Annotated in this window: 14 protein-coding genes; 5 read left to right on the top strand and 9 right to left on the bottom strand. The window is 47.6% G+C overall.

The features are described 5' to 3' along the window. Nucleotides 1–59: 59 nt before the first annotated feature. From BST96_RS17345 to BST96_RS17325, 5 genes are all read right to left on the bottom strand, one after another. Nucleotides 60–881: a maleate cis-trans isomerase family protein gene (locus BST96_RS17345; RefSeq protein ID WP_085759911.1), complete on the bottom strand. Its 822-nt coding sequence runs from the start codon at nt 879–881 to the stop codon at nt 60–62. 17 nt (nt 882–898) lie between these two features. After that, nucleotides 899–2104 (bottom strand): FAD-dependent oxidoreductase, encoded by a 1206-nt coding sequence (locus tag BST96_RS17340; protein ID WP_085759910.1) that lies wholly within the window; start codon nt 2102–2104, stop codon nt 899–901. Between the two features lie 40 nt (nt 2105–2144). Further along, on the bottom strand, nt 2145–2987 hold the full coding sequence (locus tag BST96_RS17335) for a maleate cis-trans isomerase family protein (RefSeq protein ID WP_085759909.1): 843 nt from the start codon (nt 2985–2987) through the stop codon (nt 2145–2147). 132 nt (nt 2988–3119) lie between these two features. After that, nucleotides 3120–3806 (bottom strand): glutathione S-transferase family protein, encoded by a 687-nt coding sequence (locus BST96_RS17330; protein WP_085759908.1) that lies wholly within the window; start codon nt 3804–3806, stop codon nt 3120–3122. 30 nt (nt 3807–3836) lie between these two features. Further along, entirely contained in the window at nt 3837–5456 is a 1620-nt protein-coding gene (locus BST96_RS17325) for a carotenoid oxygenase family protein (RefSeq protein WP_085759907.1), read from the bottom strand. A gap of 132 nt (nt 5457–5588) precedes the next feature. Here BST96_RS17325 and BST96_RS21115 point away from each other — a divergent pair, with 132 nt between their 5' ends. The 3 genes from BST96_RS21115 to BST96_RS17310 all read left to right on the top strand — a co-directional run bounded on the left by BST96_RS21115 (nt 5589) and on the right by BST96_RS17310 (nt 9778). Next, complete coding sequence (locus BST96_RS21115; protein WP_085759906.1) at nt 5589–8177, top strand: helix-turn-helix transcriptional regulator; 2589 nt, start codon at nt 5589–5591, stop codon at nt 8175–8177. A 72-nt stretch (nt 8178–8249) separates the two neighbouring features. Then, nucleotides 8250–9038, top strand: a complete 789-nt coding sequence (locus tag BST96_RS17315; protein WP_085759905.1) for an SDR family oxidoreductase — start codon at nt 8250–8252, stop codon at nt 9036–9038. Nucleotides 9039–9058: 20 nt separating this feature from the next. Then, a complete protein-coding gene (locus tag BST96_RS17310; RefSeq protein ID WP_085759904.1) occupies nt 9059–9778 on the top strand; it encodes a dienelactone hydrolase family protein in 720 nt (239 codons plus the stop codon). Between the two features lie 94 nt (nt 9779–9872). Here the strand turns inward: BST96_RS17310 and BST96_RS17305 are convergent, their stop codons facing one another. Then, nucleotides 9873–11222: an aromatic ring-hydroxylating oxygenase subunit alpha gene (locus BST96_RS17305; protein ID WP_085759903.1), complete on the bottom strand. Its 1350-nt coding sequence runs from the start codon at nt 11220–11222 to the stop codon at nt 9873–9875. A gap of 139 nt (nt 11223–11361) precedes the next feature. On the opposite strand from BST96_RS17305, the gene BST96_RS17300 reads away from it, so the two are divergent. Next, on the top strand, nt 11362–11769 hold the full coding sequence (locus BST96_RS17300) for a nuclear transport factor 2 family protein (RefSeq protein ID WP_169714030.1): 408 nt from the start codon (nt 11362–11364) through the stop codon (nt 11767–11769). Between the two features lie 4 nt (nt 11770–11773). Here the strand turns inward: BST96_RS17300 and BST96_RS17295 are convergent, their stop codons facing one another. Continuing rightward, complete coding sequence (locus tag BST96_RS17295) at nt 11774–12562, bottom strand: enoyl-CoA hydratase/isomerase family protein (RefSeq protein ID WP_085759901.1); 789 nt, start codon at nt 12560–12562, stop codon at nt 11774–11776. A 29-nt stretch (nt 12563–12591) separates the two neighbouring features. Then, on the bottom strand, nt 12592–13950 hold the full coding sequence (locus BST96_RS17290; RefSeq protein ID WP_085759900.1) for an aromatic ring-hydroxylating oxygenase subunit alpha: 1359 nt from the start codon (nt 13948–13950) through the stop codon (nt 12592–12594). 157 nt (nt 13951–14107) lie between these two features. Between BST96_RS17290 and BST96_RS17285 the strand changes: the two genes are divergently transcribed. After that, nucleotides 14108–14914 carry an SDR family NAD(P)-dependent oxidoreductase gene (locus BST96_RS17285; protein ID WP_085759899.1) on the top strand — a complete coding sequence of 269 codons (807 nt, stop codon included), beginning with the start codon at nt 14108–14110 and terminating at the stop codon, nt 14912–14914. Here the strand turns inward: BST96_RS17285 and BST96_RS17280 are convergent. Next, a complete protein-coding gene (locus BST96_RS17280; RefSeq protein ID WP_085759898.1) occupies nt 14911–16362 on the bottom strand; it encodes a carotenoid oxygenase family protein in 1452 nt (483 codons plus the stop codon). The two genes, BST96_RS17285 and BST96_RS17280, sit on opposite strands and share 4 nt — an antisense overlap. Nucleotides 16363–16485: the final 123 nt, after the last annotated feature.

Here is a 16485-nt window from a genome sequence, read left to right as displayed (position 1 = left end):
CGCGCAACAAAAAGCCCGTAGCATAAACTCTACGGGCTTTTTTATGACTAAGCATTGAGTTAAAACTCTTCCAGCAACCTGCCCTTGCCCACAATCCGATCCTTTATACCTACTGCTCTTAACGCATGCCATGCCGTCACTAGATTAATCGACAAACAGGGTTTGCCAAGCGTGTGCTCGAGCGTGGGGAAAATATCAGCGGTAGATAAATTGGTCCCCGCCTGTACAATCACATCGACATCATCAGCATCCACAGCCTGCACCGCGGCAAGCACTTCGGAAATTGGCGAGCGAGCAATTTCCCAGGCATTGGCGCGGCATAACCCCTGCACTTTATGCACTTCAAACCCCATCTCACGAAAAAACAGCTCTACGTTTTTATCACCTATCGGCGGATAGGGATCAATCACGCCAATCTTTTTGGCACCAAAAGCATGTAGAGCATCAACAATAGCGTTAGCACCGGTGGTTAAACCAATATCGCGGTCGTAGGTCATACCGCCTTCGGGATCGATGGTTTTCCACTTTTCGATATCATCAAGAATGCGCTGCTCAAAGGCCTTATTACCGGCCTCACCACCCCAAAAAGTTTCCGCCGACATGCCCAGCATTAAGTGGTGGATATCCGCAGCCATACCATTTCTTACCGCGAGTGGCAGCTCCGGACGTATACCTTCAAGAAAACGCTCAAAGGCATTATCAACCCCGTCTCCGGTATTGTCACCATCTGCCGCCCAATTGGGGGATGATACCCAAAAGCGGCTGGGGTGCCAGGTGACACCCGGCACTGTAAGGTTGTGTAAATCGTATTCCACGCCGGTATTGGTCGCTGGAATTAACACACCGATTCGGGCACGTTGGGCTAATTGAATATTATCCATCAGTTATCCTCTCTAAATTAGGCAGCGTCGGTGCGTTCAATCCGATGGTCGAGCATGGAGGCGCGTAGTAAATAAGCACGAGCTTGCTCGGGGTTTTTAGCAATCGACTTCATGGCCTCATTTCTGGCCGCTCTATCCTCCTGTTCAGTTAATACCAAATCAGAATAATTTTTAGCGGCTTTTTGCTGCACCATATTTTTATGGTAATCGCGCCGTGTTATCGAATACTCATCCAGGGCCTTATCATCGGCGCCTTGCAAAACACGGATCAGTTTGTCTGCTAGCATCGCCGCATCCTGGGCGCCACTGTTAAGCCCCTGACCACCAGTAGGGTTATTTAAATGCGCAGCATCACCAGCCAAACAAACACGCCCCACCCTGAAGGTTTCAGCTGCCCGTTGTAATACGCTGTAATAGTTAACCACCTTGATGTTGTAGTCATAATCAGGGCCAACAACTTTTTCCAGCCGCTTTCGACAGGATAGCTCCGAGGTTAGATCGCTGGTATCAACATCTGGCGGGATACGAAAAATGGTGCGGGTCATGGTTGGCAGCTCCATACAGATAATCCATTCTTCGGGATCATAGAAATAAGCAACCGGGCCGATATCCGGGTAGATTGTCTGTAGATCGATATCGGTGCCAATTAATAAGAAACGGTCTTCATAGACACTGACTTCCGGAAACTTGATATCTAGCTGCACTCGGGCGGGACTGCGAGGCCCATCACAGGCGCACAAATAACTGCCCCTTACTGCCTTTTCTTTACCGTCAGGTGTTTGCAGATAAAGGGTGACCGAGTCACCATGATCTTCAAAGCGCTGGCTTGCATGTGACATATGGACCGTGACATTACCAGTCTCTAACGCTGCGGGTAGTAGTTCGCGGGTAACTATATTTTGTGGACATTGCAGTCGAAAGGGAAACCTTGTATCCCCTTCTATTAATGAATAATCAAAGGTGGCTACACATTCTTTTGTTTCACGTTCATAAAATTTCAGCGTTTTAGAGGTTTTGCCTTTAGCAATAATACGATCGGCAACCCCCAAACTATCCCAGTACTCCATGGTTGAGGCATGAATCGTACTGGCTCTTATTTCATCTGCCAATGCTGCTTCGGCTTCAAATAGTTCGACGTTGTAACCGGCTTTACCCAGGGCGAGAGCCAGTGTTAAACCGGTAGGCCCAGCGCCTGAAATTAATATCGGTAATTGCTCTGTCATAATATGCTCTCTCTTTAGCTATGCGAATAGTGACCAACCACTAAAACTCTTCAAACAAACGACCCTTGCCATCCAACTGATCGTTAACACCACAGGCCCGTAGCGCATGCCAACAGCATGCGGTATTGATGGATATGGCGGGTTTTTCTAACCATTTTTCCAGAGTGGGAAAAATATTGGCGGTCGACAGGTTTGTGCCGACTTGAATAATGGCATCCACATCATCACCATCAATTTGCTTAACGACATCCATAACGCCCTGGCCACCAAACTCTGGTGTGAGTGCAATGGCATCGGTGGCATTATCGGCTTTTAATCCAGCGACATGTTTTACATTAAAGCCGGACTCTTCGAAAAACTTGCGCACATTTTTATCACCAATCGGCTGATAAGGTCCGAGCACAGCGATATTTTTTATACCATGACCAACGGATTGATAAGCTTCTATGGCAGAAATAACGGCATTGGCTCCAGTGGTTAGCCCTATATCACCACAGAGTTGCTGAATATGATCGACAAAGCCATCATTGCCCTCAACACCACCCCAAAAGGTCTCGGCGGACATACCCATCATCATATGATCGGGCTTGCAGGTCAGTACATCACGCACGGCATCCGGCACCGTGCCACGGAGTAATTCCAGAAACTGCACAAAGTTTTTGTCATCACTCAGGTTGGGGTGCTCAATAAAAAATCGGGCAAAATTCCACACCACACCACGGGGAATAATCTGCTGACAGTCATATTCCACTGAAATATTGGTAGAGGGAATAATGACGCCGATTTTTGCCCGATGGCCGACATAGTTGTCCAGAAAACCATCGGTACGCTGATCACGGTCACGCGTTCTTGATAGGTCAATAGTGGAATCAAACGGAGACATGGTAGAGCCCTCTTGGGTAAACGTATTTATAAGACATATAGATATATCTTATAGAGTTTGGCGCAGAGGGATTTGATCTGGAACAAAGGGAGGACAAGCTGCCGGCCTTTTAGGGCCAGCATAAGAAGCTAACTACTTGGTCAAGATACTGCGGGCATCGGCCATCATTTTGGCTTTTTCTTGTTCATCAACATCGGCGGTAAAAGAAACCGCATGAGGAACGGTGATACCCTTTTGCACGGCTGGCCGCTCTTTAATGGTGTTATACCATTGCTGCAAAGAATCCAGTCCATCCATGCTGACACCAGACCAGTCATATAAATGCACCCAACTCCAACAGGCAATATCCGCAATACTGTAGTCCACCGCCAGATAATCACGGTCAGTCAATCGTGAATTCATCACTTCATAAAGACGCCGGGATTCATTTTGATAACGATCAATCGCTTCTGGAATATGCGTGGGAAAATAGCGATAAAACATATTGGCCTGGCCCTGCATTGGGCCAAGGCCGCCCATTTGGAACATGAGCCATTGCGTCACATCATAGCGACCCTTTAAGTCCTGAGGCATAAGCTGGCCGGTTTTCTCCGCCAAATACAGCAATACCGCACCGGACTCAAAAATGGCTAAATCATTTTCTTCACGATCAACAATGGCAGGGATTCTGCCATTGGGGTTAATGGCTAAGTACTCCGGGGCTTTTTGTTGCTGCTGTTTAAAATCCAAAGCATGCACGGTATAAGGCAGGCCTAGTTCTTCCAGGGCAATAGAGACTTTCCAGCCATTGGGTGTGGCTGCGGTATAGAGATCAATCATTAAACGGTACCATTAATGGTTCAGTGAATATTATAAAGTGGCCAGCTGTTCCTGATTAAGCCAGCAAGCATGCACACCATAGGGAACACGCTGCGGCAAATGCAATTTCGCGCATTCTTCCATGGTGGAGGCATCAATAATAATCAGGTAGGCGGAGTCATCCGTCATTAGCAAATCCACCAGATAACCATCGTCTTCAGCAACGGCGTTGGCTTTGGGCACAAACAAGGCTTCGCCACCCAGATGATCACCGTAGTCAAAATAACTCACTTCCTGTTCATTAATCAGATCATACTTCAGCACGCCTTTACCCATAATGCCACCACTGCCCTGCTCATCTAATAAATAGGCGTATTGGGTGCGCTTGCCCACATAGTTGGTGTTATAGCTGGGGCGCTCATAGAAATGTTCCATTAACTGGCGCTGCTCAGTCACTTCACCGCTATCAAGATTAAGGCGATAGATATGCATCTGAGCATGGGGTTCCAGTGGCGTATGAATGGGTACATTCGATGGGTATTCACGGAATACCGGCGCATAGAGCACAATATCTGTACCGCCATCGTCACGGGTTTCTTCCCAGGCGTTAATGGTATGCCAAATATGACCCGGCAGATCGGTGGTAAACCACTGGATATCATCCCCTTGCTGATGGTCACGCTTAATCACACCAAAGCGCATTTTATAGTCGGCATCAAAATAAAACGGGCTTTGATGCTCACCAAAAATCTCTTTGCTATCAAAGCGCATCGAAAGGTCAGGGAATACGGAGTAGTGTTCCGTTAAATAATAGTCATGTAAAAAACTTAACGCGGGCTTGGCTTGTAACAACTGTGTATGGCTTTTTAGCTTGCCTTCACTTAACACCGAGTAATGGATATTACCGCTCATTAAATGAGTGCTATAGGTATACCAATCCCCCGTCTCCGGGTCGATTTTAGGGTGAGCGGTAAAGGGGGTATCCAGCTTTCCGTCAAAGGTATCCCAGTCTCCACTACCATCAAGCACGAGCTGACCGTCCTCTACTCTAGTATTCAATGCAAAGGGGTAGCCGGTTTCTTGTAAACAATAGAGCTTGCCATGGTGGTATTGAATCGCAGTGGTAGATGAGCCGTTTTCCAGCATATCCAAGCTGGGTATTACTCCAAAGCGCTTCTTTAATAAATCAGTGATAATACGGGCAAAGCTGGCCTTGCCACCGCCAGCAAGATCACCAAATTGACCAAACACTTCTTTGCCCTGCTCGTTCTCAATGGTATGCGCCGGGGTTTTAACATAGGTATTGGAGTAAGTGGCGACCCCATCTTTGACCTGAATCTGGTGTAACATCCCGGAGCCATTAAACATATGCAGCCGGCTATTTGTACTTTCAAACTGGGTATTGGTGCCATTGCGTAGATAAACACCCTTAAAATCAGCAGGAATAGTTCCTTCTATCCGGATAGCAGACTGCTGAAGCTCTGTATGCACAGGCATAAAACCTTTGCCCGAATACGGACTGTTGCGATTATACGCCTCAACATCCAGAGCCTTGCGGATACGCTTATCAGCCACAGCAAACAGTGGTTGCGGGGCAATAAACAGTAATAATACCACTGCAACAGGAGTAACAATTAGGATTAATAAAACCGCATAAAGTATTGATAACATTGAATATTAGTCCTTATATTTTTGTTGTTTAAGGCGTGTTTTCAGGCCTGATGATTATAGGCCTGCTGCCAAATTAAAACAAACCAGACTGTTTTAGAAAGTAAAAACACTTATACTGCCAAGACGATAATAATGAGCCTAATTGCAGCGATGAAACAACCACTACAGCCCATTGCCAAGCTTTCAAGCACCACGGATATAAGCCTCCATCGTGACCGCTTATTTGGCCCGCTTAATACTATTAATCAACGGTCACTTATTACCGTCGAGGCCCTTGCCGGTTTTGGCAAAACCACCCTGATCGAACAGTGGCTGCAACAGCACGATAGCGCCGAGCAAACCATTATACGGCTCAAGCTGATGCCCTGGCTCAATAGCGAGAGCGAACTCACTGAGTTTATTGCTGAGTGCTTAAGCGTAAATCCGGCGCATTATAAACACCTTCCCGCCCTGATTAAGGCCGCCCATCAACAGGCCAGCGACCCGCTTTGGGTGATTGATGAAATGGGAGCACTGCCCGCTTTACTTCAGTCCAAACTGGTGGAGACGATTATCGGGCTTGAAGGGAAAATGCTCGTTATCAACCGGAGCGCCGTGAGCTTTAAAGGTTTAAGCCGCCTAACTGCCCACAACCAAGTGGCAAGGATCAACGCTGTAGAACTGGCTTTTACTCGACAGGAAACCGAAGACTATTTACAACAACGGCAAATAAACCTGACCCGCAAACAACTCAACCAGCTGGAAGACGCTTATCGAGGCTGGCCTATTGCGATTAAACTATTTGCCGACCATTATCTGCCGCTCAATAAAACCCAGCGCAGCAACGCCATTCAAGACTACCCCACATTACTTACCCACTATATTATCGATGAATACCTGCAACTCAGTGACGATCATTTATTGGACCAGGCCGCTATTGGACTATTAACGGACAAGCAAGACAGCCTGGAACCCATTGGCGCCGTTTACAGAGCCAGAAATGGTACGGAGCAATTCCATCCGGCGATTATCCATGCGGCCAACGAACATCTGGCCGCTACCGATAGCAAAAGACTGCAAAGCATCAAAAACAACGCAGTTAAGCAATACCTTAAAAAAGAATCCTATATTGATGCACTGGCATTGCTTTGCAGCAATCAGCAGTGGAAAAAAGCCGCCAGCATTATTAATGATATTGGCTTCCAGTTTATTCAAGCGGGCAACGGCAATGCCCTGTACAAGTTTATCCAACGCTTCCCGGATAACTTTGTCGGTAGCAACCCCTACCTGCTCTACTTTTCTGCCCTCTGTCAGTTTGAGCTGCACCGGGATGACTTACAGACACCCACTGCGTTATTGGAAAAAGCAGAAACACTGCTCTTACAAACCAGCGATAGCGAAGACGAAGCCTTATTAAAAGAAATCTATTTATTAAAAGCCCGGCTGGTCAGATTATTAAGTGGTGAACAGGCCGCCGACAATATCACCTACTTTGCGGTTAAAAAAGCGGCAACCTCCAAGTTTACTTTGGGTGCCGCCACTGACTTGGGACGAGCCATGGAAAGCTACTGCCGGGGTGATTTGGCAGTAACAGAAACCGCGCTGGAAGAATCTATCCGTCACGGTAAACAGGAAAACTTTCAGCTGGCGGTGGTCCTGGGTATTAGTAAGTTAGCCTATGTTCTGCTGCGCACCGGGCGCAGTACTGAAGCCTTAAACCGGCGTCAGGCGGTTATGGAATGGGTGCTGAATAAAGAAACACAAATCTTTCCCAAAGCCTATCTGCAAAACGGCGCACTGGTGCCCCTGTTTATAGAAAGCAATGACATTGCTTCGGCCAAGGCCGGGCTGGAAATTTTGCAAGCCTTTAGTCGCGATGACGACGCCGACCCACAGCAGCAATTATTAATCTGTGTGTTTGAAGCCTTAATTTACCGGGCCGAAGCACGTTATGATGAATTTGACCGCGCTCTGGAACAAGCCAGCGGTCTGGTCATTGAAGAAACCGATAACTGGAATTGGTATTTTACCTCCATCGCTGCCCTGCGCGCCGAAACAGCGATTGAACAAGGCAATAGCCTAAGCGCTGCCTATTGGGCAGAAAAACAGGCTGCGTCACTCTGCCAGCGGACGGACTTTCGCTCAGAAGCACAGCGACTTATTCTCGCCAGAATCTGGGTTGAGCAGGAATATTTTAGTAAAGCAGAGCCTATACTCCTGTCGATTACTGCCGCAGCGATCAAGCGCGGCGATGTCCAGCATGAAGTCTGGGCCTACTTAATCAGTGCGATTGCCAGTTATAAACAAGATCAACTAAAGGCCAGCAAACAGCTGTTTGATCTGGCCATTAATAAGGCCTGTCTGGCTAATTTCCAGCAACTATTTTTATCTCAGGGCGCCATCCTGTTGGCGGTCTTTGATAACTGGCAACAGGCGCAGCTAAAGAAAACGGGGACGGTGGCACTACAGCAGTTTGCTAAACATATCTACAGCGCACTGGAAAGAAAATACCCTTCAGAGCGCCAGCAAACCGTGACCGCCTTGTTAGACCCGCTGAGCGAACGGGAACTGGAAGTGCTTAATTTAATTGCTCAGGGTTTACGCAATAAAGCCATTGCTGAACTATTAGGGCTGGCCCCTGCTACGATTAAAGCGCATCTATATAATAGCTATTCCAAGCTGGATGTTGGCAGCCGTACCGAGGCCATTGCCAAAGCGAGAAGCCTGCGCTTAATAGACTAAGACTTTAGTCGGCATAATTAATCCATCATTTACTTTATGCTTGGCGCTATCAAACCAATAGCGGAGATGTGTATGGACTTGGGAATTGCAGGTAAAAAAGCCCTGGTCAATGGCGGCAGCGCGGGACTGGGTAAAGGCAGCGCTAAAGCCTTGGCCCGCGAAGGTGTTGAACTCTATATTAGCGCCCGCGGTGAAGAGCGATTATTGGCCACCGCTGAAGAAATTCGTGCAGAGACCGGCGCGACGGTTATCCCAATTGTCGCGGACCATGCCAGCGATGCTGGCAGGGACGCCATCTTATCCATTATCCCGGACCCGGACATTCTGGTGGGCACTTGCTCCCCCGCGCCATTTTCACCCGACTTTCGCAAAGTCACTGTGGCGGAATGGCAGGAGCATTTAGCCGTCGGTCTGATTAGCCCAGTGGAATTTATGCGGGCCACCATTGACGGTATGTGTGAACGTGGTTTTGGTCGTGTCGTCAATATCTCTACCGCCGCCTCTAAATTTCCCGCTGAATTACGCGCATTGTCGGGACCGCCCAGAGCAGCCTTATCCAATTACAGCGTAGCGATTTCCAAAGCTGTAGCAAAATATAATGTCTGCGTGAATAATTTACTGCCTGGCATGCACCATACTGCTACCGCCCATGAACGTTTTAGCAAAATGGGTGAAGAGCAAGGTATTAGCTATGACCAGGTGGTACAGGACTGGATTGATGAATGGGGCATCCCCACCAATACCTTTGGCGACATTGACGACTTTGGTGCCATCTGCGCCATGTTGTGCAGCCAACAAGCCAACTATATTATTGGCCAGAATTTAGTGATTGATGGCGGTGTTACCAACTCAACCTTTTAACATTTAATGTGGATTTAATCATGAGCACTACAGCAACTACCCTTAATTATTTTGATGGCGATACTGAATGTAAAGGCATTTACTACAGCCCTGATAAGCCGAACGGCTCACTCCCCATCGTTCTGGTTATTCATGCCTGGGATGGGCTGGCACAGGAAGCGAAAGATAAAGCAGCCAAACTGGCTGAGTCCGGCTATATCGCCTTTGCCATTGATGTATACGGTGAAGGTAAAACCCTAACGGATATGGCAGACCTTGGCCCTACAGTTGAGCCTTTTATGACGGACCGTCACGTTATGTTAAAACGGCTGCGAGCCGCCGTGGATGCCGCCAAAACGATTGCCGGTGGCGACGCTGACAAAATCGCCGCGATGGGGTACTGCTTTGGTGGCCTTTGTGCGCTGGATATCGCCCGTGGCGGTCATGATGATGTGCAAGGCGTGGTATCCTTCCATGGTGCGCTTTTACCCAATGGTATTGATACACCGGCTACAATCTCTGCCAAGGTATTAGCCATTCACGGCCATGACGACCCCCTGGTACCCGCGGAAACAGTGACGGCCTTTACACAGGAGATGACGGACAAAAAAGCGGACTGGCAGTTTGTTGCTTATGGCCATACGGTTCACGCTTTTACTCGACCAGACGCCGATGAAGCGGAACGCGGTATTCTCTATGATGCAAAAGCTGACCGACGGTCCTGGCAGGCGATGCTGAATTTCTTCGAAGAAATTTTCTAACTCAATAATAGCTCCCGTCCCACACCTGTAGGGTGGATTATAATCCACCGGCATAGACTAGCTCATGACCGGACCTGCTGGATTGTAATCCACCCTACTTGTTAGCCCCAGCTATATAATCATCAATCAACTCATGCAAACGACTAACACGGCTCTCCTGCCCTGCTAAATAAGCCCCTTTATAAGCCCTGGATCGCATTCCTTTTTGCTGCGCAGGAAAAATACTTAAGTCCTGATCAATGGTAAGCCCCATGCTCTGCTCGCCCATATTAAACAGCTCATGCTCAACCTCTGCCTCCCTGTCTACCAATCCAGCGGTGGTTCTTACCTGATCCGGTGCTTCTTCGGGTTGCGGTGAATACCACCAGTTATCAAAAATACATTGTTCCGGGTCAGTTGGGTGTGGCCTTGCTCTTAAAAAATGAAAGCCGTCGACCCACAGTGACACCGCAAAATTGGGGAATAACGTATAGTGATAGGCATCGGTTAACTGACTATTATTTAAATTATCAAAATAATCATAACCGCGCTCCGTACCGAGTTTACGCCGAGCGGCTTGCAAACCTTCACGGGTATCCTCACCGCGCCCGGTATAATCAGCAGGGTCAACCTCCCACTCTCTTAAAATAGTGGCCAGCGGCTCACCTACCGTACCTTCTTTATTAATGGCAGGCCCCGCATAGCCACCCAGCATAATCATTCTGTTATGACCATAATCCGACATATCAAAACGGGTGGTTTTATAACTGGTATCAACACCAGAGTGAATCCGTAGCTTTTCTACATTAGCTCCCTTGGGTTTATGGACGGTGTTGACATGATAGGACTCATTAAAATTATCCATAATCACCTTCCAGTTAACCGGCGCCACGGTTGATTTGGCTAAATAGCGTTTCCAGTTTTGAATGTTATAACCTTTCCAGTCATCCCAAACCGGCCCTAGATAGTCTTTAAGCGATATACTCTCCGGGTCCATATTGACCCAGATAAACCCCGCAAAGGATTCACACTTAACTTCAGTCAGCGTTAACTTGCCACAAGGGTTACCCTGTGGAAAATCATCGGCATCCTGCACAAAGTCCAACACACCCTCTCTGGTCCATGCCCAACTATGATAAGGGCAGACAAATCGGCGTACCTTACCTTTCGGGGCGCTAACTAATCGCTGCCCACGATGATGGCAGACATTATAAAAAGCTTTAATGCTACCATCGTCCTGGCGCACCATAATAATCGATTCAGGCCCCACCTCTTCTTGCTGATAATCACCGGGCTTAGGCATTTCATCTTCACGCCCCAATAGCAGCCATACCTTGGTCCACATATGATCAAATTCCTGATCCGCAAAGGCTTTGGAGGTATAACGATAACCCTCAATCGTATGGCCGCGAACAGTTTGTTTCGGCCAATCGGGCAAGTCTTGTGTAAATTTACTGGAATCCATCGGGACCTCTGGTGATTACTTCTCTAATAACAAAAATGGTAATACGGGTAGCAGTTTTAGTCACTACGCCAAAAGGCTTAAAAACTTGTGAAAAATGTTTGTTACACTGTGTTTCGATAATTTAACCAAGAGAATCACTATGTCCAGTGAACATGATCGCACTGCCCTGCAAGACCTGATGTTACGCTATGCCGCCGGGGTTGATGAGCGGGACTATGATCTTTATGCCTCCTGCTTTGCCGAGCAACTTGAAGTCGTTGGCTTTGGTGAGAAAAGCTTTAACAGCAAAGAAGCCTGGCTGGACTATGTGTGGACTGCTTTAAAAGGCTATGGTGAAACCCAGCATATGCTAGGCCCGCAACTGGCAACGATTGAAGGTGATACGGCGCAAACCCGCAATGATGTACAGGCATTTCATAGTTTGCTGGACCAGGAAGCACAACACTTTATTCTTTGGGCTACGTATAAAACCGAAATGAAAAAATTCGGCGGGGCATGGAAAATAACCCGCCATGAATTAGTCGTTAGAGGCACGCAAAGCCAATAGCCGCTTATTTTCCCTTAAAGACGGGTTCTCTTCCCTCTTCATAGGCCTTAATCGCCTCAGCATGATCTTCACTGGGGCGGGTAATTAACATATGTGAAGAGATCATATCGAGATGGGTATTTAAGTCCATTGCCAGACTTTGTTTTACGGAACGTTTTACCAAGCGCACAGCCAACGGGGCACGTTCAGTAATCTTACGGGCAAACTCTATAGTTCTTGGCATTATTTCATCGTCAGGGAAAACCTGATTGACCATATTAATAGCCAGCGCTTCACTGGCGCTAATGGGCTCGGCTGACATAAATAGTTCCATCGCTTTAGCCTCGCCGACAATACGCGGTAAAAAATAGGTGCCGCCATTACCGGGGATCAAACCAAAGGCGGTATAGCTGACTCTAAAATTAGCACTCTGCGCCGCAAAGCGCATATCACATTGCAGGCTCACATCAACCCCGGCTCCAGAAGCCAGACCGTTAACTGCCGCAATCACCGGCTTATCAATTTCTGCCAGCTTACGGGGAATGCGGTGCAAGCGATCCCAAAACTGCTCTTTAATAGCCACCGGTCCTGGTGTGGTATGTTCGCCTAACTTGCTGGTATCACCACCACGGCAAAACGCCTCTCCTGCACCCGTAATAACAATCACATCGACATCATCACTGGTACGGCACTGCTCGAGAGCATCCACCCAGGGTGGTAGCATCTCTTCATTGATCGCATTTAAAACCTCTGGGCGATTAAGAGTAATGGTGGCAACTTTTTTGTCGATAGTGAGCAATATGGGTGATGACATAGCAATCTCGTTAGATTTTTTGAAAGCCGTTAAGCGTTAATATATTTATCCAGGGTTTGGTGAAAATGCCGAATACGTACTTCCTGATAATTAGCCAACTGAATTTCTCCCCCGGCCAGAGATTTCAAACCCTTTTGCACCATGGGTAAATTACTAAAGTCCTGATCAAACACTTTAGCCAGGCCAGCGTCGATACCCTCGGTTTCGGCAAAGGTCTGATCTGGCCCAACAAAGGTAATCGCCACATCTTTGGGGCGCTGCTCCCCGTTTGGAAAACGCATCAGCAACATGATTTCCATGGTACAAAGTTCATGGCTATCTTCGTAAGGTAAGAAGCGGTAAGTGACATTGGGTCTATACCCTGCCCATGGGGCAAAGTTTGGAAACACGGAATAGAGAATTGCATCTAACACTTCACTGTGAGTGACAAAGGCCGATAAGTCTTGTTGATACATTTCACTAAAGCGCTCGATATTTAATTGTCCTAGATATTCTCGCGCTTTCATGCCCTCAGGAATGGTTGGTAAATTATCCTCTGTAGCAACGCCGTAAATGGTTAGCCACTGATTAACAGACTGCTGTTCTGTCGTATTGAGTAGATTAGGGCTAACAACTCCCATGGGCGTTATGGTTCTGCTGACATGATCATTAAAGCAGTCGTATTGCGAGTTGGCGTCCGCGGTATAGGGCAATAATTGTGGATGTGTAGCAACCGTATGAAAGGATTCGATAAACGCCTCATGGGCTAACTTCCAATTGCAGCGCAAAACTTTCTTAAGATGCATAGCCTTATAGGTCTTTTCAGGCTGCCAGCGCTGAAAGTGCTCACCCATAACACCCATATAATCTTTTAGGGAAACCGCATCATTATCCCTATTAATAAATACCCAGCCACCCCAGGTATCTACTTTTACCGGCGCCAGAGAAAAGTGTTTATCATCAATATGAGGAAAATCCCAGGCACAAGGTGCTCCAATAAAATCGCCGTCAAGGTCCCATCGAAAACCATGAAAAGGGCATTTCAGGTCACGGCTATTACCGCTACCGGACTTCAGTTGGCGACCGCGATGCAAACAACTATTGAGATAAGCCTTAATTTCGCCATCCTCAGTACGCACAACTACCACCGAGTAGGATGCTATATCCAGGGTATAAAAATCTCCTGCATCGGCAATTTCGGTTTCCCGGCACACCGACTGCCAGACCTTGGGCCACAGTTGAGTTTTTTCCAGCTCATAATAATCACGAGAAAGATAGCGGTCAGTCGATAAGGGCTCAGAACCCAGATAAGTCTCTGTGCTTACACGCAAAGCTTCAGGCACCGGATTTTTTTCCTGATCCAGTAGCTGTTGATAACTAATACTGTCTGAGCGAGCATCGTTGGACATAGGTTTTTATGACTCTAATTAAGCAGTTAACCTAAGATAGCAAATTCTCTGCTGATCGCGAACAGCTAAAAGACTTAGCGCTGGATTTTTAAGCCTAAAGACTAATGCCATACCGGTGGTTTAATGCAACAATAATAAAAATAACCAAGGAACCGCTATGTTTTCCACACCCTTCGCCAACCCACAGTGCATTTTAATCACTGGCGCATCCAGCGGCATCGGCAGAGCACTGGCTCTGCATTATGCCGCAGCGGGAATAACACTTTGCCTAAGCGGCCGCGACAAAGAGCGCTTGGATGAAGTGGCCAGTGCCTGTGAAGCAAAAGGAGCAACAACAATAAACTGGGTCGGTGATGTTACGGATGCAGAGGGTATTAAGCAGTGGATTATCGCCTGTGACCAACAGAGCCCGCTTAATCTGGTGATTGCCAATGCAGGTGTTGCACTGGGCTCCAGTGACGTTGAGGGCTTACACGAGGCGGCAATAAAGTCCTATGAGATCAATGTCACCGGCGTTTTTAATACGGTACACCCGGCTTTAGAAGTCATGTCTAAACGCCGTCCCTATCCGGTGAGTGATGGCCAGATTGCCGTGATGAGCTCTATTATGGGTTATGTCGGTATGGCCAGATCACCCGCCTATTCTTCTTCGAAAGCCACGGTTAAACACTATGGCGAAGCGTTAAGAGGCGCCTTTAGGGCAATGGGGATTGGTGTGACAGTGATTTGCCCAGGGTATGTTGCCAGCAAACTCGTTAGCAGCAATACCTCAGCCATGCCGTTTTTAATGGAAGTCGATAAGGCTGCCGATATTATAGCCAAAGGGCTGGCGCGCAATAAAAGCCGGATTACCTTTCCCTGGCAAATGGTGATTATTACGCGCTTAGCGATCAATCTGCCGCAGTGGCTACGAGACCGTTTAAACAAGCCCTGGGGTGTGCCAAAGCTTGAGCAAAACGATTAAACACCCGCAGGGGTATAGGTTTCAGCAGGCTTCCAGGTACCGTGAAAACACACTGGCACACGGTGCGACACCTTCGCCTTGCCGATAGGGCCAGCCTTGATATTCTGCGCATCAAAGACGCAGAGATCACTCATATTGGTACTGTCATCATAGACGCAACTGATCACATAGCCTTCACCCTCGGCACCACCCTCCACAGGCACAAACATCGGTTCTGACACATAGCCATGCTCAAAAGCATAGCTATCCACTTCGTTCGTCTTCACATTGAAATGCACAATCGCGTTATACACATAATCGCTGTCGGGGATTTTAGCGGGCTTGGTTCTGTCGGTGGAGGTAAACCAGGTATGCTCGTATTCACGCATGGCATAACGCGGATCAATCACCGGAAACTCACCGCTAACACTTTCAGGGGCCGTATAGTTTTGCGTAATGGCCGTTGGTGTATTCCCATCCATAGTAATTTCCCAACGATTCATCCGCGGATGGATATTGGCTTCCGTGGGCGTGCCATCGGCCATCGGAAATAGTGGTGGTGAATCAAAATGACAGGCATCAATAATAATTTTGCCGTCTTTTTCATAACCATTGGCAAAGTGAAAAACATAACAAGGGTCGCATTCAATCCACTGCATTTCTTCCGGCGTGCCGTTGCGGGGCATTACACCAATTTTTGCACCCTTTTCCGGCTCCCAGGCAAACGGAGGACCACCGACCATAGCCCGATCCATGCTACCGGCAATGGGCAGGATGGGGAAAATGACAAAATTTTCTGTCACCACAAAATCATGCACCATCGCCGAGTAAGGTGTTTGGAATGTGTGATATTCCGTTAAATGCCCGTCTTTATCGATTTTGTAATAGCCAAGGTCTTCAGAAAACGGGCCGGTAGCCATATAACAAAAAGCCACTAACTCACCGGTCACCGGGTCAACTTTCGGATGTGCTGTCATCACCGTATTCAACTTTCCGTAATAATTCCAGGCACCTTCTGACTCTAAGGTATCAGGGTCCATTTCAAAAGGCAGATGCCCTTCTTCCAGTAATAACAAACGGCCACCGTGATAAATAATCGAAGTATTGGCGACCCCTTCTTTATCCGTTAGCACAAAATTTAATAACTTGGGATCCGTTTCCAGCGGGTTCATTCCACTAAAATAAGAGCCGCCTAATTTACGTTCAATTTTAAAACGCTCAGTTCTGGCCCAGCGATTTTTATGGCTGACTTTACCATTGTTAAATTCAAACGCATGCACCATCCCGTCACCGGTAAAAAAATGGTATTCATTTTGGGGGGGGAACTGGGGATTGGGGCCGTTACGATAAAAGGTGCCGTTTAAATCTTTAGGGATCTCCCCCTCAATAATCAGGTCGGGGGCAGTGCACTCCGCGGTTAGAGGTTCGTAGTAGCCCTGTAGAAAGGCATTATCTGGCCATGGTTCCATGCTGGTTATCCTCGATAGATGGCGATTATAGTTATGATTATTACCTTGATCGTTCTAGCAGGCATGAGCCTAAAGTCTTAGTCTTTCCAAGACGAAAAGGGTTGATAAGTATCAACCCTTTTC

Origin of the sequence: Oceanicoccus sagamiensis (assembly GCF_002117105.1) — a bacterium.
Lineage (GTDB): Bacteria > Pseudomonadota > Gammaproteobacteria > Pseudomonadales > Dasaniaceae > Oceanicoccus > Oceanicoccus sagamiensis.
This window is presented reverse-complemented; position numbering and strand designations above follow the sequence as displayed.